Source organism: Pseudomonas shahriarae (assembly GCF_014268455.2).
GTDB lineage: Bacteria > Pseudomonadota > Gammaproteobacteria > Pseudomonadales > Pseudomonadaceae > Aquipseudomonas > Aquipseudomonas shahriarae.
On record NZ_CP077085.1, the window covers coordinates 740,712 to 758,884 of the forward strand.

The 18,173-nt window shown below is 61.8% G+C and carries 16 protein-coding genes; 14 read left to right on the forward strand and 2 right to left on the reverse strand.

Features of this window, described 5'->3' with window-relative positions; all coding sequences use genetic code 11:
• Window positions 1–75 precede the first annotated feature (75 nt).
• A complete protein-coding gene (gene rsgA / locus HU773_RS03255; RefSeq protein WP_057437388.1) occupies window positions 76–1,107 on the reverse strand; it encodes a small ribosomal subunit biogenesis GTPase RsgA in 1,032 nt (343 codons plus the stop codon).
• 106 nt (window positions 1,108–1,213) lie between these two features.
• Between rsgA and orn the strand changes: the two genes are divergently transcribed.
• The gene (orn, locus tag HU773_RS03260; RefSeq protein ID WP_003188046.1) at window positions 1,214–1,756 is read left to right on the forward strand and encodes an oligoribonuclease; all 543 of its coding nucleotides are present in this window, start codon (window positions 1,214–1,216) and stop codon (window positions 1,754–1,756) included.
• Between the two features lie 282 nt (window positions 1,757–2,038).
• Entirely contained in the window at window positions 2,039–2,653 is a 615-nt protein-coding gene (locus tag HU773_RS03265; RefSeq protein WP_169851492.1) for a trimeric intracellular cation channel family protein, read from the forward strand.
• Here the strand turns inward: HU773_RS03265 and queG are convergent.
• Window positions 2,635–3,714, reverse strand: coding sequence for a tRNA epoxyqueuosine(34) reductase QueG (queG, locus tag HU773_RS03270; RefSeq protein WP_057958149.1), 1,080 nt, complete (start codon window positions 3,712–3,714; stop codon window positions 2,635–2,637). The genes HU773_RS03265 and queG overlap by 19 nt on opposite strands.
• 63 nt (window positions 3,715–3,777) lie before the next feature.
• On the opposite strand from queG, the gene HU773_RS03275 reads away from it, so the two are divergent.
• From HU773_RS03275 to HU773_RS03330, 12 genes are all read left to right on the forward strand, one after another.
• Entirely contained in the window at window positions 3,778–4,638 is an 861-nt protein-coding gene (locus HU773_RS03275; protein WP_057437392.1) for an NAD(P)H-hydrate dehydratase, read from the forward strand.
• Complete coding sequence (gene tsaE / locus HU773_RS03280; protein WP_057437400.1) at window positions 4,626–5,093, forward strand: tRNA (adenosine(37)-N6)-threonylcarbamoyltransferase complex ATPase subunit type 1 TsaE; 468 nt, start codon at window positions 4,626–4,628, stop codon at window positions 5,091–5,093. The genes HU773_RS03275 and tsaE overlap by 13 nt, the downstream gene beginning before the upstream one ends.
• A gap of 17 nt (window positions 5,094–5,110) precedes the next feature.
• Window positions 5,111–6,532: an N-acetylmuramoyl-L-alanine amidase gene (locus HU773_RS03285; RefSeq protein WP_057958187.1), complete on the forward strand. Its 1,422-nt coding sequence runs from the start codon at window positions 5,111–5,113 to the stop codon at window positions 6,530–6,532.
• A gap of 14 nt (window positions 6,533–6,546) precedes the next feature.
• Complete coding sequence (mutL, locus tag HU773_RS03290) at window positions 6,547–8,445, forward strand: DNA mismatch repair endonuclease MutL (protein WP_186625919.1); 1,899 nt, start codon at window positions 6,547–6,549, stop codon at window positions 8,443–8,445.
• Complete coding sequence (gene miaA / locus HU773_RS03295; protein WP_057958151.1) at window positions 8,445–9,416, forward strand: tRNA (adenosine(37)-N6)-dimethylallyltransferase MiaA; 972 nt, start codon at window positions 8,445–8,447, stop codon at window positions 9,414–9,416. Before mutL ends, miaA begins: the two co-directional genes overlap by 1 nt.
• Before the next feature lie 95 nt (window positions 9,417–9,511).
• Complete coding sequence (gene hfq / locus HU773_RS03300) at window positions 9,512–9,772, forward strand: RNA chaperone Hfq (RefSeq protein ID WP_010221594.1); 261 nt, start codon at window positions 9,512–9,514, stop codon at window positions 9,770–9,772.
• 12 nt (window positions 9,773–9,784) lie between these two features.
• Complete coding sequence (hflX, locus tag HU773_RS03305) at window positions 9,785–11,086, forward strand: ribosome rescue GTPase HflX (RefSeq protein ID WP_029299582.1); 1,302 nt, start codon at window positions 9,785–9,787, stop codon at window positions 11,084–11,086.
• A gap of 96 nt (window positions 11,087–11,182) precedes the next feature.
• Entirely contained in the window at window positions 11,183–12,361 is a 1,179-nt protein-coding gene (gene hflK, locus HU773_RS03310) for an FtsH protease activity modulator HflK (RefSeq protein WP_057958152.1), read from the forward strand.
• Entirely contained in the window at window positions 12,361–13,227 is an 867-nt protein-coding gene (gene hflC, locus HU773_RS03315) for a protease modulator HflC (protein ID WP_017849753.1), read from the forward strand. Before hflK ends, hflC begins: the two co-directional genes overlap by 1 nt.
• Window positions 13,228–13,523: 296 nt before the next feature.
• On the forward strand, window positions 13,524–14,711 hold the full coding sequence (locus HU773_RS03320) for an ATP phosphoribosyltransferase regulatory subunit (RefSeq protein WP_057958153.1): 1,188 nt from the start codon (window positions 13,524–13,526) through the stop codon (window positions 14,709–14,711).
• A gap of 54 nt (window positions 14,712–14,765) precedes the next feature.
• Window positions 14,766–16,055, forward strand: coding sequence for an adenylosuccinate synthase (locus HU773_RS03325; RefSeq protein ID WP_057437412.1), 1,290 nt, complete (start codon window positions 14,766–14,768; stop codon window positions 16,053–16,055).
• Window positions 16,056–16,194: 139 nt separating this feature from the next.
• Window positions 16,195–18,129: a methyl-accepting chemotaxis protein gene (locus HU773_RS03330; protein WP_186625914.1), complete on the forward strand. Its 1,935-nt coding sequence runs from the start codon at window positions 16,195–16,197 to the stop codon at window positions 18,127–18,129.
• The last annotated feature ends 44 nt before the right edge of the window (window positions 18,130–18,173 follow it).

Sequence of the window (18,173 nt, forward strand, 5' to 3'; positions counted from 1 at the left end):
TTGATGCCGGCCCCTATTAAATCAATGGAGTAGGGGGTTGCAGGCTGCACTTAAAGTGTATCGAGGCATGGCCACTCAGTAACTGCTTTCCGGCAAACTCGCGATGATCGAGCGATAGCTGTTCATGCGTTGTTGCTGCACGCGCCCGTCTTCCAGGGCCTTGAGCAACGCACAACCCGGCTCGCGGTCGTGCTTGCAGTCGCGGAAGCGGCACGTGCCGATCAAGTCGTTGAACTCGATGAAACCCGCTTCTACATCTGCGCGGCTGACGTGGCCCAGGCCGAATTCACGGATGCCGGGGGAGTCGATCAGCTCGCCGCCGCCCGGGAAGTGGAACAGGCGTGCGGTGGTGGTGGTGTGCGTACCCTGGCCGGACAGCTCCGACAGCGGGCCGACGCGGGTCTCGACTTCCGGTAGCAGGCTGTTGACCAGCGACGACTTACCCACGCCCGACTGGCCGACGAACACGCTGATGCGCCCGTCCAACTGCTGTTGCAGCTGTTCCATGCCGTTGCCATGGTGTGCCGAGACTTCCAGCACCGGGTAGCCCAACTGCCGATACACCGCAAGCAACGCATTCAGCGCCGGGGCGTTCTGGTCGTCGATCAGGTCGAATTTGTTCAGCAGCAACAGCGGGCGGATGCCAGCGTGCTCGGCCGCCACCAGGTAGCGGTCGATCAGGTTGGCGTGTGGCTCGGGCAGCGGGGCGAAGACGATGACAATCATGTCGACGTTGGCCGCCACCGGCTTGAGTTGGCCACGGCTGTCCGGGCGGCGCAGTTCGGTGCTGCGCGGCAGTTGCGCGACGATCACCCCGATGCCTTGGTTGCCGGCACGCCACACCACTTTGTCGCCGGTTACCAGGGCCGGCAGGTTGGCGCGCAGGTGGCAGCGGAACACTTCGCCGGCCAGCTCGCCCTCCAGGGCCTCGACTTCGACCTGCACCCCAAAGTGCGCAATCACCAGGCCCGTTTGTTCGGGGCCCAGGTCGCCACCCTCCAGCGCTTCCACGGCGGAAGATTCACGTTTGGCGGCGCGGGCAGCGCGTTCACCCTGGATTTTTTCGATGCGCCAGTTTTGGCGACGGTTGAGCTGGCGTTTGGCCATTGGTGTTCCGTGTCGATAATGCAAAGGTTGGATAAAACGGTCGCGAGTCTAGCACGCCCCGCCTGCTAAACTGCGCAGCTACGCCAAGGTGCCAAGGAACCACGACATGCAAAACCCACAGAACCTGATTTGGATCGATCTGGAAATGACCGGTCTGAACCCTGACACCGACGTCATCATCGAGATGGCGACCATTGTCACCGACAGCAACCTCAACACCTTGGCCGAAGGTCCGGTGATCGCCATCCACCACAGCGACGCAGTGCTGGCCACCATGGACGAGTGGAACACCCGCACCCACGGCAACTCGGGCCTGACCCAGCGCGTGCGCGACAGCCGCATCAGCATGGCCGAGGCTGAGGCCCAGACGATTGCCTTCCTGGAAAAGTGGGTGCCCAAGGGCAAGTCGCCGATCTGTGGCAACAGCATCTGCCAGGACCGCCGCTTCCTTTATACCCATATGAAGGGGCTGGAAAGCTACTTCCACTACCGCAACCTCGATGTGTCGACCTTGAAAGAACTGGCCGCGCGTTGGGCGCCAGAGGTCAAGGACAGCTTCCATAAGGGCAGCACCCACCTGGCCCTGGATGATATCCGCGAGTCGATTGCCGAGTTGCAGCATTACCGCAAGCATTTCATCAAGGCTTGAGTTCGTGGCGCCAGGGCTGGCGCCATCGCGGGCAAGCCCGCTCCCACAGTTGCTGTGTGGTGTGTGCAAAGTTCTGTGCCCTGCCCAGATCCCCTGTGGGAGCGGGCTTGCCCGCGATGGCGGTGGGACAAGTAAGGATGTATCGACTGACCTACCGCTATCGCAGGCAAGCCACACATTTGATCGCATTCCACGTGTGGGCATGCTCGGTCTTTCGCCGAGCGCCCCCTTTTGGTGCCCTCGCCAAATGATTAGACTGCGCGCCTCTTTGCAAGGATCGCCATCATGCTGCTGATGCTCTACCTCATCGCCATCACCGCCGAAGCCATGACCGGCGCCTTGTCCGCCGGCCGTCGTGGCATGGACTGGTTTGGCGTGGTGTTGATCGCCTGCGTGACGGCGCTGGGTGGCGGTTCGGTGCGCGATGTGTTGCTCGGCCATTACCCGCTGACCTGGGTCAAACACCCGGAATACCTGGTGCTGACCTCGGTAGCGGCATTGGTGACGATCTTTATCGCCCCGCTGATGCGCCACTTGCGCTCACTGTTTTTGGCGCTGGACGCCGTAGGGCTGGTGGCTTTCACCCTGATCGGCTGCATGACGGCCCTGGAAATGGGGCACGGCATGCTGGTGGCCTCGGTCAGCGGGGTGATCACCGGAGTCTTCGGCGGGATCCTGCGGGATATTTTCTGTAACGATATTCCGTTGATCTTCCGCCGCGAGTTGTATGCCAGCGTGTCGTTCCTCGCCGCCTGGTGCTACATGCTGTGCATCTACCTCGAACTGCCCAGCGAGCAAGCGATTCTGCTCACCCTGTTCAGCGGTTTTCTACTGCGACTGCTGGCCATCCGCTTTCACTGGGAAATGCCCAAGTTCGTCTACAACGACGAACATTGACGCGTCGCGTGCTGGTTCAGCGCCCATTCGACATGTTCGCGGACCAGTTCGGAGGGGTAGTCCCGGCGCGCCTTCAAGGCTTCCAGCACCGGAATGCTGGAAGGCGCGTTGCCCAGGCCCACGGCCAGGTTACGCAGCCAACGCTCATAACCGGCGCGGCGTAGCGGCGAGCCTTCGGTACTGCTGAGGAATTTATCCTCATCCCACATAAATAACTCGGCCAGTTCGGCGTTATCCAGGTTGTGGCGCGGCTTGAAATCGCTTTCTCCTGAAGGTCGGGCGAAACGATTCCACGGGCAAACGATCTGACAGTCATCGCAGCCGAACACGCGGTTGCCAATCAGTGGCCGCAGATCCTCGGGGATTGCGCTCTTGAGTTCGATGGTCAAGTAGGAAATGCAGCGCCGGGCGTCCAGCACATAGGGCCCGACGAAGGCATTGGTGGGGCAGATGTCCAGGCAGGCGGTGCAGCGGCCGCAGTGTTCGGTGCTGTGGGGCGGGTCGACGGGCAGTGGCAGGTCGACGAACAGTTCGCTGAGGAAGAAGTAGCTACCGGCCTTGCGGTTGAGGACCAGGGTGTTTTTGCCGATCCAGCCCAGGCCGGCTTGTTCGGCGATGGCTTTTTCCAGCACTGGGGCGCTGTCGACGAAGGCGCGAAAACCAAACGGTCCGATCTGTGCCTGGATGCGGTCGGCCAGTTGCTGCACGCGCTTGCGGATCAGCTTGTGGTAGTCGCGGCCCAGGGCGTAGCGGGAGATATAGGCTTTTTCGGGTTGGGCCAGCAGCTGCGCCATTTGCGTATCGCCGGGCAGGTAATCCATGCGCAGGGACACCACGCGCAAGGTGCCGGGTACCAACTCGTCCGGGTGCGAGCGTTTGCTGCCATGGGCGCCCATGTAGTCCATCTCGCCGTGGTAGCCCGCGTCGAGCCAGCGCTGCAGGTGCTGTTCATGCTCAGCCAGGTCCAGGCCGCTGATGCCGACTTGTTGAAAGCCCAGCTCGCGACCCCAGTCTTTGATCGATTGGGCGAGGGCGGGCAGATCGGTGGTAATAGCAGGCATGAGACGAGAGAAACCGCAGGTTAGATGCGTATAATTCTGCCAGACATCGGAGCTTGAAGACGCATGCCGCAGACAAAACACGAAATAACCGACGTGCAGCCCCTGTTGCCCGGCCAATTGCCGCAACTGGCTGCGCGTTCCCCAGAGGCCCACAAGGGGCAGTTTGGCCACGTCCTGGTGATTGGTGGCGACCATGGTTTTGGCGGCGCGGCGCTACTGAGTGCCGAAAGCGCTTTGCGCAGCGGCGCTGGCCTGGTGTCCCTGGCGACCCGCAGTGAACATGTCCCCGCCGCTTTGACCCGCTTGCCGGAAGTCATGGTGCGCGGGGTGCATTCGGCCAATCAGTTGATGGGCTTGCTGGAAAAAGTCTCGGTGATGGTTGTCGGCCCTGGCCTGGGCGACATGGCGTGGGGCAAAAGCCTGCTGTCGGTGGCCGCCAATGCCCGGCAACCCCAGGTCTGGGATGCCGATGCGCTGAACCTGCTGGCCGCAGGCCATGTAACCTTGCCGGCCGATTGCGTGATCACTCCGCACCCAGGGGAGGCGGCGCGGCTGATGGGGATCTCGACAGCCGAGGTTCAGGCCGACCGGCTTAAGGTGGCGCGCGCGCTGAGCCAGAAATTCAATGCAGTCACGGTGCTCAAGGGCGCGGGCAGCCTGATCGCCAGCCCGGATGGGCGGGTGGCGCGCTGTGACCAGGGGCATCCGGCCATGGCATCGGCGGGCCTGGGGGATGTGCTCGCCGGCTTGACCGGCGCGCTGCTGGCCCAAGGCATGCCAGCGTTCGAGGCCGCCAGCCTGGCAGTGTGGTTGCACGCCACGGCGGGCGATCGTCAGGGCACCTTGGGTCGCGGCCTGGTGGCCAGTGACCTGATTCCCGCCATTCGTCAGTTGTTGGAGGAGCAGTCACCGTGTCTGAAGTAACGCTGTTTATAGCGGATGAAGAGGCCATGGTGGCTCTCGGCAAAAGCATTGCCGAGATCACCGGGGGTGTGGGCCTGATTTTTCTGCAAGGTGATCTGGGCGCCGGCAAAACCACGCTGTCGCGCGGCATCATTCGCGGGCTTGGGCATAGTGGTGCAGTGAAAAGTCCGACGTTCACCCTGGTAGAACCTTACGAGATCGGTGAGGTGCGGGCGTTCCATTTCGACCTGTATCGCCTGGTGGATCCCGAGGAATTGGAGTACATGGGCATCCGCGATTACTTCGATGGCGACGCCTTGTGTCTGATCGAGTGGCCGGACAAGGGCACAGGCTTTTTGCCAAAGCCCGACCTGACCATTACCATTACTGCGCATAACCATGGGCGTCAGTTGAAATTGTTGTCCCAGAGCGCGCGCAGTGAGTCCTGGTGTGCCGCTTTGGCTTTGAAATTCTAATAATGGGTGGGTTAGGTATGCGCTTTCGCGCGTTGGTTGCTGTCGTGGGGGTGTTGCTTGCGGCAATGACTGTCAATGCTCTGGCTGCTTCACAGGTGAAAAGTGTGCGCCTGTGGCGAGCTCCGGATAACACGCGACTGGTGTTCGACCTGTCTGGCCCGGTCCAGCACAGTGTCTTTACCCTGACGGCGCCTGATCGCCTGGTGATTGACATCAACGGTGCGACCCTGGCCGCGCCCCTGAAGGTCTCCACTGCGAACACGCCGATTACCGCGATGCGCTCGGCCCAGCGCACGCCGACCGACCTGCGGGTGGTCATCGACCTGAAAAAGGTCGTGACGCCGAAGAGTTTTTCCCTCGCGCCGAACGCCCAGTATGGCAACCGCCTGGTGGTCGATCTGTTCGATAACCCTGCCGATGCGGCACCAGCCCCTGCACCTGCGCCTTCTGTCGCCACCACGCCAGCCGTGCCGGTCAGCCCCGCGCAGCCCCAGGTCAAGTTGCCACCGCTGCCGCCAGCCCCGGCCGGCAAACGTGACGTCATCGTGGTGATCGACGCCGGCCACGGCGGTGAAGACCCGGGCGCCTCGGGCTCCCGTGGCCAGCACGAAAAAGACGTGGTCCTGGCCATCGCCCGCGAATTGCAGCGCCAGATCAACGGGATGAAAGGCTACCGCGCCGAATTGACCCGTACCGGCGACTACTTCATCCCGCTGCGCGGGCGTACCGAAATCGCCCGCAAGAAGGGCGCCGACCTGTTCGTGTCGATCCACGCCGACGCCGCCCCGTCGAAGGCCGCCTTTGGCGCCTCGGTGTTTGCCCTGTCGGATCGTGGCGCCACATCCGAGACCGCACGCTGGCTGGCCGACAGCGAAAACCGTTCCGACTTGATCGGCGGTGCCGGCAACGTGTCCCTGGATGACAAGGACCGCATGCTCGCGGGTGTATTGCTGGATCTGTCGATGACTGCCTCGCTGACCTCCAGCCTGAACGTCGGGCAGAAAGTCCTGACCAACATGGGCCGGGTGACCCCGTTGCACAAGCAGCGGGTGGAGCAGGCCGGGTTTATGGTGCTCAAGTCGCCGGATATCCCGTCGATCCTGGTCGAAACCGGCTTTATCTCCAACGCCAACGAAGCCAACAAGCTGGCCAGCGCCAGCCACCAGCAGGCGCTGGCGCGCTCCATCAGTTCCGGCGTGCGTCAGTTCTTCCAGCAGAACCCGCCGCCGGGCACCTATATCGCCTGGCTACGGGACTCCGGGAAAATCGCCCAGGGCCCGCGTGATCACCGGGTGCAGCCCGGCGACACCTTGGCCATGCTGGCCGTGCGTTTCCAGGTTTCGGCCGCCACCTTGCGCAGCGCCAATAACCTGAAAACCGATGAGCTGAAAGTCGGCCAGGTGTTGACCATCCCCAGCACTAAGTTGGCAGCACAGTAATGAGCGAATCGGTATTGAACAGCGCTTCGCGCATCGAACTGCTCAGCCCGCGGCTGGCTAACCAGATCGCTGCGGGCGAGGTGGTTGAGCGCCCGGCGTCGGTGATCAAGGAGCTGCTGGAAAACAGCCTCGACTCCGGCGCCAAGCGCATCGACGTGGATGTCGAGCAGGGCGGCGTCAAGCTGCTGCGGGTGCGCGACGACGGTAGCGGGATTTCCTCGGACGACCTGCCGCTGGCACTGGCACGCCATGCCACCAGCAAAATCCGTGACCTGGAAGACCTTGAGCGGGTGATGAGCCTGGGCTTTCGTGGTGAGGCGCTGGCATCAATCAGCTCCGTGGCGCGCCTGACCTTGACCTCCCGCACCCGTGGCGCCGAACAGGCCTGGCAGGTGGAAACCGAAGGCCGTGACATGGCCCCTCGGGTCCAGCCGGCAGCCCATCCAGTGGGCACCTCGGTGGAAGTGCGCGACCTGTTCTTCAATACCCCGGCGCGGCGCAAATTCCTCAAGGCCGAAAAAACCGAATTCGATCACCTGCAAGAAGTCATCAAGCGCCTGGCCCTGGCGCGCTTTGATGTGGCCTTCCACCTGCGCCACAACGGCAAGACCATCCTCAGCCTGCATGAGGCCAATGACGATGCCGCCCGCGCCCGACGCGTGTCGGCAATCTGCGGCGCAGGCTTCCTGGAACAGGCGCTGCCGATTGAGATCGAGCGTAACGGCCTGCATTTGTGGGGTTGGGTCGGCCTGCCGACGTTCTCCCGCAGCCAGGCAGACTTGCAGTATTTCTTTGTGAATGGCCGTGCCGTACGCGACAAGCTGGTGGCCCATGCGGTGCGCCAGGCCTATCGCGACGTGCTGTTCAATGGCCGGCACCCAACCTTTGTGCTGTTTTTTGAAGTGGACCCCGCGGTGGTCGACGTCAACGTGCACCCGACCAAGCACGAGGTGCGCTTCCGTGACGGGCGCATGGTCCATGACTTCCTCTATGGCACCTTGCACCGTGCCTTGGGCGATGTGCGCCCGGACGATCAACTGGCGGCGCCGATTGTCACCGCCGTCGTCCGCCCGACAGGGCCGGAGGCCGGTGAATTCGGGCCCCAGGGCGAAATGAGCCTGGCGGCCAACCTGCTGCAATCGCCGCAAGCCCAGCCAAGTTACCCGGCGCCGGGTTCCGGCGCGGGGGCGGGCTATCAGTATCAATACACCCCGCGTCCGCAATCGGCGGTGCCGGTGGCCGAGGCCCAGGCGGCCTATCGCGAATTCTTCGCGCCGCTGCCCGATGCCGAGTCGGGCGCAGTGGCCCTGCCGGAAGGCGGCGGTGATATCCCGCCCCTGGGTTATGCCCTGGCCCAGCTCAAGGGTATCTATATCCTCGCGGAAAACGCCCACGGCCTGGTGCTGGTGGACATGCACGCGGCCCACGAACGGATCATGTACGAGCGCCTGAAGATCGCCATGGCCAGTGAAGGCCTGAGCGGCCAGCCATTGCTGGTGCCGGAGTCCCTGGCGGTGAGCCAGCGGGAAGCCGATTGCGCCGAGGAGCACCACGCGGTGTTCCAGAAACTGGGTTTTGAGTTGCAGCGCCTGGGCCCGGAAACCCTGGCCATCCGGCAGATTCCCGCCCTGCTCAAGCAGGCCGAGGCCAATCGGCTGGTGGCCGACGTGCTGGCGGACCTGATGGAATACGGCACCAGTGACCGGATCCAGGCGCATATCAACGAACTGCTCGGCACCATGGCCTGCCACGGCGCGATCCGCGCCAACCGGCGCCTTGCCCTGCCGGAAATGAACGGCTTGCTGCGGGACATGGAAAACACCGAGCGCAGTGGCCAGTGCAACCATGGCCGACCGACCTGGACCCAAATGGGCCTGGATGATCTGGACAAACTATTCCTGCGCGGCCGCTGATGAGCTCTCTACCTCCTGCCATCTTCCTGATGGGCCCGACGGCCGCCGGCAAGACAGACCTTGCGATCGAGCTGACCAAGGTTTTGCCCTGTGAGCTGATCAGTGTCGATTCAGCCCTGGTTTACCGGGACATGGACATTGGTACCGCCAAGCCGTCCAAGGAGCTGTTGGCCGCCCATCCCCATCGACTGATCGACATTATTGATCCATCGCAAAGCTACTCGGCGGCGGATTTTCGTACCGATGCCCTGGCGGCCATGGCTGAAATCACCGCGCGGGGCAATATCCCGCTGCTGGTGGGCGGCACGATGCTCTATTACAAGGCGCTGCAGGAAGGCTTGGCCGACATGCCGCCCGCCGATCCGCAGGTGCGCGCCGAAATCGAAGAAGAGGCTGCACGCCTTGGTTGGCAGGCCCTGCACGAGCAATTGGCGGCGATTGACCCGGTATCTGCCGCGCGCATTCACCCCAACGACCCCCAGCGCCTGAGCCGGGCTCTGGAAGTCTGGCGCGTGAGTGGCCAGACAATGACGGCCCATCGCCTCAGACAATCTGCGCAAAGTACTGACGCAGGCACCTCTGGACCGGGACAATTGCCCTATACTGTCGCCAATCTGGCTATCGCTCCGGCGAATCGGCAGGTGCTGCATGAACGAATTGCACAAAGATTCACAATTATGTTGGAACAGGGGTTCGTGGAGGAGGTCGTAGCACTGCGTTCAAGAGGTGATCTGCATCCGGGATTGCCTTCGATACGTGCTGTAGGCTACCGCCAAGTCTGGGATCATCTGGATGGCAAGCTGACGTCAGCCGAAATGCAGGAGCGCGGCATTATTGCCACGCGCCAATTGGCAAAACGCCAGTTCACTTGGCTGCGCAGTTGGACTGACCTGCATTGGCTGGACAGTCTGGATTGCGACAATCTGTCACGCGCCTTGAAATACTTGGGAACGGTCTCCATATTGAGCTGAGTCCTTGCAATTGCCGTCTATCCTTGGGGGTGTGACGGTCACAAGCTATCTATTTTTCCGATTTTTTATTATTGATCCTTAAAGGAGTGCGGCACATGTCAAAAGGGCATTCGCTACAAGACCCTTACTTGAATACTTTACGTAAAGAGAAAGTTGGGGTTTCCATCTATCTGGTCAACGGCATCAAGCTGCAAGGTACGATCGAGTCTTTCGACCAGTTCGTGATCCTGCTGAAAAACACCGTCAGCCAGATGGTCTACAAACACGCTATCTCGACAGTAGTGCCGGTTCGTCCAATTCGTCTGCCTAGCGCAACCGAATCCGAACAGGGTGACGCTGAGCCAGGTAACGCCTGATAGGAGTCTCCTTTGTTCTTTGAGCGCCACGGTGGTGGTGAGCGAGTAATCCTCGTTCACTTGGATGGACAGGACCCTGAGGCGCGCGAAGATCCGCAGGAGTTTCAGGAGCTGGCAAATTCGGCCGGCGCCGAGACCGTCGCGTTTTTTAACGTGCCGCGTCATCGGCCAACCGCCAAATTTCTGATTGGCAGCGGCAAGGTCGAGGAACTGCGCGACCTGGTCCATGCCGAAGAAGCCGATCTGGTTATCTTCAATCACATCCTCACGCCCAGTCAGGAACGTAACCTCGAACGTGTTTTCGAGTGTCGCGTGATTGACCGTACCGGCCTGATTCTCGATATCTTCGCCCAACGCGCCCGTACCCATGAAGGCAAGCTCCAGGTCGAACTGGCCCAGCTTGACCACATGAGCACCCGCCTGGTTCGCGGCTGGACGCACCTTGAGCGTCAGGGTGGCGGTATCGGCATGCGTGGGCCGGGTGAAACCCAACTCGAAACCGACCGGCGTCTGCTGCGGGTGCGCCTGCGCCAGATCAAGGGCCGGCTGGAGAAGGTGCGCAGTCAGCGCGAGCAATCGCGACGCGGCCGTACCCGTGCGGATATCCCTACCGTGTCCCTGGTGGGCTACACCAACGCCGGTAAATCCACGCTGTTCAACAACGTGACCAAATCGGACGTGTACGCGGCAGACCAATTGTTCGCCACCCTTGACCCGACCTTGCGCCGTCTGGAACTCGACGACCTGGGGCCGATTGTGCTGGCCGACACTGTGGGCTTCATCCGCCACTTGCCGCACAAGCTGGTCGAGGCATTCCGGTCTACGCTCGAAGAGTCGAGCAACTCCGACCTGCTGCTGCACGTCATTGATGCGGCCGAGCCTGACCGGATGTTGCAGATCGAGCAGGTCATGGTAGTACTGGGTGAGATTGGCGCCCAGGACTTGCCGATCCTCGAGGTCTATAACAAACTCGATTTGCTTGAAGGTGTGGAGCCGCAAATCCAGCGCGACGAAAACGGCAGGCCCCAGCGGGTCTGGCTGTCGGCGCGGGACGGTAGTGGTCTGGAATTGCTTGAGCAGGCGATTGCCGAGTTGCTCGGTGGCGATTTGTTCGTCGGCACCTTGCGCTTGCCTCAGCGTTTTGCTCGACTGCGTGCTCAGTTCTTTGAACTGGGTGCCGTACAGAAAGAAGAACACGACGAAGAGGGTGTCAGCCTGCTGGCTGTTCGTTTGCCTCGTTCGGAGCTCAATCGGCTGGTGAGTCGTGAGGGCGTTGTACCGACGGAGTTCCTCGAACAACACACTTTGCAATAAAAGCCTGAGAAAGCGGTTGTGCCGCTGTGGCAGGCATTCTGTAGCATTGGTCGGCGCGCCGTGGGTGCGTCTTTGCTTTATCAGATGGAGAGCGCTATGGCTTGGAATGAGCCGGGTGGCAACTCGAATAATCAGGATCCTTGGGGTGGTAAACGCCGCAATAATGGCGACCGCAAGGGGCCACCAGATCTCGACGAGGCCTTCCGAAAGCTGCAGGAAAGCCTGAATGGGTTGTTCGGTGGTGGAAAAAAACGTGGTGGTGACGACGGCGGTCGCACAGGCAAGGGCGGCGGCTACGGCCTGCTTGGCCTGGGCCTCGTGGCGCTGGCGGCTGTCTGGCTGTACAGCGCGGTCTATGTGGTGGACGAGCAGGAGCAAGCCGTGGTGCTGCGCTTCGGCAAGTACTACGAGACTGTCGGCCCCGGCCTGAATATCTACTTCCCGCCGATCGACAAGAAGTACATGGAGAACGTCACGCGTGAGCGTGCCTACACCAAGCAGGGCCAGATGCTGACCGAAGACGAGAACATCGTCGAAGTGCCGCTGACCGTGCAGTACAAGATCAGCAATCTGCAGGACTTCGTGCTTAACGTCGACCAGCCGGAAATCAGCTTGCAGCACGCGACCGAAAGCGCCCTGCGCCACGTAGTGGGTTCCACTGCGATGGACCAGGTGCTGACCGAAGGCCGTGAACTGATGGCCAGCGAGATCAAGGAGCGCCTGCAACGGTTCCTCGATACCTATCGCACCGGTATCACCGTTACCCAGGTCAACGTACAGAGCGCAGCGGCACCGCGTGAAGTGCAGGAAGCCTTCGATGACGTGATCCGTGCCCGTGAAGACGAGCAGCGTTCGCGCAACCAGGCTGAAACCTACGCCAACGGCGTGGTGCCGGAAGCCCGTGGTCAGGCCCAGCGCATCATTGAAGATGCCAACGGTTACCGCGACGAAGTCGTGTCCCGCGCCAAGGGTGAGGCTGACCGCTTCACCAAGCTGGTGGCCGAGTACCGCAAGGCACCGGAAGTCACCCGCGAGCGTCTGTACCTGGACACCATGCAGGAAGTCTTCACCAACACCAGCAAGGTTCTCGTGACCGGCAACAAGGGTGGGCAGAACAACCTGCTGTACCTGCCGCTGGACAAGATGATCGAAGGTGGTCGTAGTGCCGGCAGTACTTCGTCTTCCGCCAGTTCGACTGCCGCTGCCAACGAAGCGAGCGCCCGTGCGGCCGCTGACTTGCAGCAACAGCAAACACGTTCCCGGGAGAGTCGTTGATGAGCAATAAATCGCTGACCGCCCTGATTGTGGGCGTCGTCGTGGTCATCGCTGCCTGGAACTGCTTCTACATCGTGGCTCAGACCGAGCGTGCGGTGTTGCTGCAATTCGGGCGTGTGGTTCAGGCGGATGTCCAGCCGGGCCTGCATGTGAAAGTCCCCTACGTCAACCAGGTGCGCAAGTTTGACGCCCGCCTGATGACCCTGGATGCACCGACACAGCGTTTCCTGACCCTGGAAAAGAAAGCCGTGATGGTTGACGCCTACGCCAAGTGGCGCGTCAAGGATGCCGAGCGCTTCTACACCGCGACTTCCGGCCTCAAGCAGATTGCCGACGAGCGTTTGTCCCGTCGTCTGGAATCGGGCCTGCGCGACCAGTTTGGTAAGCGCACCCTGCACGAGGTGGTATCCGGTGAGCGTGATGCGCTGATGGCTGACATCACCCGTTCGCTGAACACCATGGCGGAAAAAGAGCTGGGTATCGAAGTGGTCGATGTTCGGGTCAAGGCCATTGACCTGCCCAAGGAAGTGAACCGCAGCGTGTTCGAGCGTATGAGCACCGAGCGTGAGCGTGAGGCGCGTGAGCACCGTGCCAAGGGTAACGAACTGGCTGAAGGTATCCGTGCGGATGCCGACCGTCAGCGTCGCGTACTGTTGGCAGAGGCCTATCGTGAGTCCGAAGAGGCTCGTGGTGATGGTGATGCCCAAGCCGCGTCGATCTACGCCAAGGCTTATGGCCAGGACCAGGAGTTCTACGCGTTCTACCGTAGCCTGCGTGCCTACCGTGAAAGCTTTGCGAACAAAACCGATGTCATGGTGCTGGACCCAAGTAGCGATTTCTTCCGCTACCTGGAAAAGTCCAAGTAACCCGCTGACTGGCTGGTTCCACTCCGTCGGGCGGCTAAAACGCTCGGCGGGGTGATCCTTTCGGAAAACGGGTGTATGATGCGGCAGCCGGGAAATTCCCGGCTTTTTTGCGTCTGCATGTTTGATTGTTGTTGTGCGTTGCAGGCGTGACAGGTTTTTCGAGGAAAGTGCCCGACGAGGCCGTCTACAGGCCATTCGTCACGTCGCTCTTGCGCGTGGTTTATGCAGGGGCCGGGTATTTTCTGCTTCACTCAAGGCTCGCCCAAGGGCAGGCCGGGTCATAGGGGAATGGCGTAATGGCAACGGTAGACCGCTGGCTGCTGCCAGATGGCATCGAAGAAGTACTGCCACCAGAGGCTGCGCGTATTGAAATCGCGCGTCGCCAGGTGTTGGATCTGTTCCAGAGCTGGGGTTACGAGTTTGTCGTGACTCCCCATATCGAGTACCTGGAATCCCTGCTGACCGGCGCGGGCCAGGACCTGGATCTGCGCACCTTCAAGGTCATCGACCCGCAATCGGGCCGGCAAATGGGCTTTCGCGCCGACATCACGCCGCAAGTGGCGCGCATTGATGCGCATACCTTGCGTCGTGAAGGGCCGAGCCGCCTGTGCTACGCCGGCAGCGTGCTGCATGCGCAACCGCGCGCCTTGTCATCGTCCCGTAGCCCGATCCAGTTGGGCGCCGAGTTGTATGGCGATGCGAGCCCGAGCAGCGACGTTGAAGTCATCAGCCTGATGCTGGCGATGCTGCAACTGGCCGATGTGCCGGATGTCCACATGGACCTGGGGCATGTCGGTATCTACCGTGGCCTGGCCCGTGCGGCCGGTTTGTCCGGCGAAGTGGAGCAGCAGTTGTTCGATGCCCTGCAGCGCAAGGCCATCGACGAAGTGATCGCCCTGACCGAAGGCGTGCCTGCCGACCTGGCTGGCATGCTGCGTGCGCTGGTGGACCTGTGTGGTGGTCGCGAAGTGCTGACCGCTGCCCGTGATCGCCTGGCCAACGCGCCGGCCCCGGTGCTGGCGGCCCTGGACGACGTGCTGGCGATTGCCGAGCAGTTGTCGGCGCGCTTCCCGCAACTGCCGTTGTATTTTGACCTGGGTGAGTTGCGCGGCTACCACTACCACACCGGTGTGGTGTTCGCGGTGTTTGTTCCGGGCGTTGGCCAAGCCATCGCCCAGGGCGGTCGTTATGACGATATCGGCGCCGACTTCGGTCGTGCCCGTCCGGCGACTGGCTTTTCCACCGATTTGAAAACCCTGGTGACCCTGGGGCGTGCTGAAGTCGAGCTACCGTCTGGCGGTATCTGGATGCCAGACAGTACGGACGCGGCACTCTGGCAGCAGGTCTGCCAGTTGCGCAGTGAGGGTCAGCGTGTCGTCCAGGCCTTGCCTGGGCAGCCATTGGCCGCCGCCCGTGAAGCGGACTGCGACCGGCAATTGATTCAGCAGAACGGGCTTTGGCAAGTATCGCCACTGGCTTCTTGAGTTTTCCTGCCGGCCAACGCCGGCACCAAGTTTGCGCGAATGAGGACAAGTGTTATGGGTAAGAATGTCGTAGTCCTGGGCACCCAATGGGGTGATGAGGGCAAAGGCAAGATCGTTGATCTGCTGACCGAACATGCTGCCGCCGTAGTGCGCTACCAAGGTGGCCACAACGCTGGCCACACCCTGGTCATCGATGGCGAAAAAACCGTCTTGCACCTGATCCCGTCGGGCGTACTGCGCGAAGGCGTGCAGTGCCTGATCGGCAACGGCGTGGTGGTTGCACCTGACGCCCTGCTGCGCGAGATCACCAAGCTGGAAGAGAAAGGCGTACCGGTGCGCGAGCGCCTGCGTATCAGCCCGTCCTGCCCGCTGATCCTGTCCTTCCACGTTGCGCTGGACCAGGCCCGTGAAAAGGCCCGTGGCGAGCTGAAGATCGGCACCACCGGTCGCGGTATCGGCCCGGCCTACGAAGACAAGGTTGCACGTCGTGGCCTGCGTGTGGGCGACCTGCTCAACATGCCGCGCTTTGAAGACAAGCTGCGTGAACTGGTGGATTACCACAACTTCATGCTGGTCGGTTACTACAAAGAGCCAGCCATTGAGTTCGACAAGACCCTGGCCGAGTGCAAGGAATACGCCGAGCTGCTCAAGCCGCTGATGCTGGACGTGACTGCCGAACTGCACGACCTGCGTCGCGCCGGCAAAGACATCATGTTCGAAGGTGCCCAGGGCTCGTTGCTGGACATCGACCACGGTACCTACCCGTACGTGACCAGCTCCAACACCACCGCTGGCGGCGTTGCGACGGGTTCGGGCGTTGGTCCGATGTTCCTGGACTACATCCTGGGCATCACCAAGGCCTACACCACGCGCGTAGGTTCGGGTCCGTTCCCGACTGAGCTGTTCGACGACGTCGGTGCGCACCTGGCCAAACAAGGCCACGAGTTCGGCGCGACGACCGGTCGTGCCCGTCGTTGTGGCTGGTTCGATGCTGTCATCCTGCGTCGCGCTATCGACGTGAACAGCATCTCGGGTATCTGCCTGACCAAGCTGGACGTACTCGACGGCCTGGAAACCATCAACATCTGCGTTGGTTACAAAGACGCCGAAGGTAATGATGTTGCCCCGACCGACGCTGACAGCTACGTGGGCCTGCAGCCTGTGTACGAAGAAGTGCCGGGCTGGAGCGAATCGACCGTGGGTGCCAAGACCCTGGAAGAACTGCCAGCTAACGCCCGCGCCTACATCAAGCGCGTTGAAGAGCTGATTGGCGCGCCGATCGACATTATTTCGACGGGCCCGGACCGCAACGAGACCATCGTTTTGCGTCATCCGTTCGCTTAATAAGCTGTTGATGTAAAAAGCAAAGGGTCCCTTCGGGGGCCCTTTGTCGTTTCTGCGGTGCGCACGGCACGACCCTTGCTATGTTTCTCTCTTTCGCGGTGCTATCAATTTAATGGCACCCGTGGTGGAGGGATTCCCGATGTCTGCCGTTCTCTCATTGTTACAAAGCCGGCTGTTGCGGCCGGTGTTCGTTACCCTTGGTATCGCTCTTTTGGTGCAAGTGCTGGTGGCGGTCGCCCTGACCCGGAGCACAGTCACGGCCCTGGAAGCCGATTTGGGCAAACGCCTGGGTGTGGACAGCCAGAAACTGTCGGGCGAATTGACCCAGGCCGGCAAGGAAGTGACGTCCAGCCTGGATAGCTTGTCGTCCAGCACCAGCGACCGCCTCACGGCCGGGCTTTCTGCGCGATTGAAGCAAGAGCAGCAGCAACTGCGTACGACCCTGGAAAAGGACCTGAGGGACTCTGCCAATGATATGGCGCAGTTGCTGGCCTCGGTTGCGCCCCGTGCAATGTGGGACAGCGATGTTCCTGCGTTGTCGGAGTTCGCTCGGCGTGCCCAGCGCAATCCCAATGTACTGTTTGTGGTGTATGACGACGCCACAGGCCAGCACCTGACTCGTTATTTGAACCGGGCAAACCCGATCAACAAGGCGCTCCTGGAAAAAGGCCAGGGCGACCGTGCGTTGGACAAAGTGTTGAGTGCTGCGAAAAGCGACCCTTCGGTGTACTACGTCGAAGCGTCCATCAGCCCCAATGGTGTAGAGATCGGCAAGGTGCTGATGGGGGTTTCCACCGCTGCGGTCGAGGCGGACCTGGCGGCGCTGGACCAGCGTTTTGCCGCGCTGATCGCCAATGGCGGTCAATTGGTGGGCGACAGCCTCAAAGGCGCGGCGGCGGACAGTGCGGCGGCCATGGGTGCCCGTCTGCAGTCGGCGCAGGCCACGGCCACGCAAATGACCGCCAATACCTCCAGCGCCGTACAAGAGGCCGCGCAGGCCCTGCGCTGGCGTATCGGTCTGGGTCTGGCGGTGGTGGGCCTGGGTGTGCTGTTGCTGATTGCCGTGGTGCTGGGGCGGCGGGTGGTCAATCGCCTCAAGCTGCTGATCGCGGCCATGGATGATTTGGCGGCCGGTGACGGTGACCTGACCAAGCGTGTGCAGATCAACAGCAAGGATGAAATCGGCGCCATGGCTTCGGCGGTCAATCGGTTTGTGGATAAGTTGCAGCCCATCGTGCGTGAGGCGGGCGATGTGGCCCAGCGTACCGGCGTGGAAATCGGCGCGATGACCCTGCGCAATGCCGGCGCCGATGCCGCAGCAGGTTTGCAGCGTGATGAAGTGGCCGAGAGCCTGCGGGCGCTGTCGCAAATGGCTGACGAGGCCCAGGCTGAAAGCCATGCCATGCAGGCCGCGTTGCAGCAGGTGGTGGATATCCGTCAGGCCACGGATGAAAACTCCCGTACTTCGGCCGAGGTCGGCAGTTTGATCGAGGCCTTGGCCGGGCAGGTGCAGGCCGGTTCCAAGGTGATCGAGCGCCTGGCCCAGCAAAGCGAGCAGATTGAAGTGGTGTTGACGGTGATCCACGGCATTGCCGAGCAAACCAACCTGCTGGCCCTGAATGCCGCCATTGAGGCGGCGCGTGCCGGTGAAACCGGGCGGGGTTTTGCGGTGGTGGCAGACGAAGTGCGGGCGTTGGCCAGTAAAACCCAAAGCTCTACCGGTGATATCCAGGCGCATATCGTGGCGTTGCAGCAAGGCGCGCGCGAGGCGGTGGAGACCATCGGCAAGGCCGGGCGCCAGGCCAGCGAGGGTCTGCTGGTGCTGCGCGAAAGTGTGCGCTTGCAGCAAACGGTGCAAGACTCAGTGGAGCAGGTGCATGCGGCGATTGGCCTGGCGACCCGGGCTGCCGAACATCAGGCCCAGGGCGCGCATGCGGTGCGGGGGCGGGTCGAGGTGATCCATGCTCAGGCCGAGCGCGCAGCGCAGGCGGTGGTGGAAACCACGGCCAGCGGCAAGGTGCTGGATGGCTTGGCGGCGCAGTTGAAGGCCAGCCTGGGGCAGTTCCGGGCCTGAGGTTGGCGGCTCGGGCCTTATCGCGGGCAAACCCACTCCAATGT

What these genes read in the sequence shown, in the direction of transcription:
- rsgA (WP_057437388.1), bottom strand. Translation starts at nt 1,107, where the DNA reads ATGGCCAAACGCCAGCTCAACCGTCGCCAAAACTGGCGCATCGAAAAA.
- orn (WP_003188046.1), top strand. Translation starts at nt 1,214, where the DNA reads ATGCAAAACCCACAGAACCTGATTTGGATCGATCTGGAAATGACCGGT.
- queG (WP_057958149.1), bottom strand. Translation starts at nt 3,714, where the DNA reads ATGCCTGCTATTACCACCGATCTGCCCGCCCTCGCCCAATCGATCAAA.
- HU773_RS03275 (WP_057437392.1), top strand. Translation starts at nt 3,778, where the DNA reads ATGCCGCAGACAAAACACGAAATAACCGACGTGCAGCCCCTGTTGCCC.
- HU773_RS03285 (WP_057958187.1), top strand. Translation starts at nt 5,111, where the DNA reads ATGCGCTTTCGCGCGTTGGTTGCTGTCGTGGGGGTGTTGCTTGCGGCA.
- miaA (WP_057958151.1), top strand. Translation starts at nt 8,445, where the DNA reads ATGAGCTCTCTACCTCCTGCCATCTTCCTGATGGGCCCGACGGCCGCC.
- hfq (WP_010221594.1), top strand. Translation starts at nt 9,512, where the DNA reads ATGTCAAAAGGGCATTCGCTACAAGACCCTTACTTGAATACTTTACGT.
- hflK (WP_057958152.1), top strand. Translation starts at nt 11,183, where the DNA reads ATGGCTTGGAATGAGCCGGGTGGCAACTCGAATAATCAGGATCCTTGG.
- hflC (WP_017849753.1), top strand. Translation starts at nt 12,361, where the DNA reads ATGAGCAATAAATCGCTGACCGCCCTGATTGTGGGCGTCGTCGTGGTC.
- HU773_RS03320 (WP_057958153.1), top strand. Translation starts at nt 13,524, where the DNA reads ATGGCAACGGTAGACCGCTGGCTGCTGCCAGATGGCATCGAAGAAGTA.
- HU773_RS03325 (WP_057437412.1), top strand. Translation starts at nt 14,766, where the DNA reads ATGGGTAAGAATGTCGTAGTCCTGGGCACCCAATGGGGTGATGAGGGC.
- HU773_RS03330 (WP_186625914.1), top strand. Translation starts at nt 16,195, where the DNA reads ATGTCTGCCGTTCTCTCATTGTTACAAAGCCGGCTGTTGCGGCCGGTG.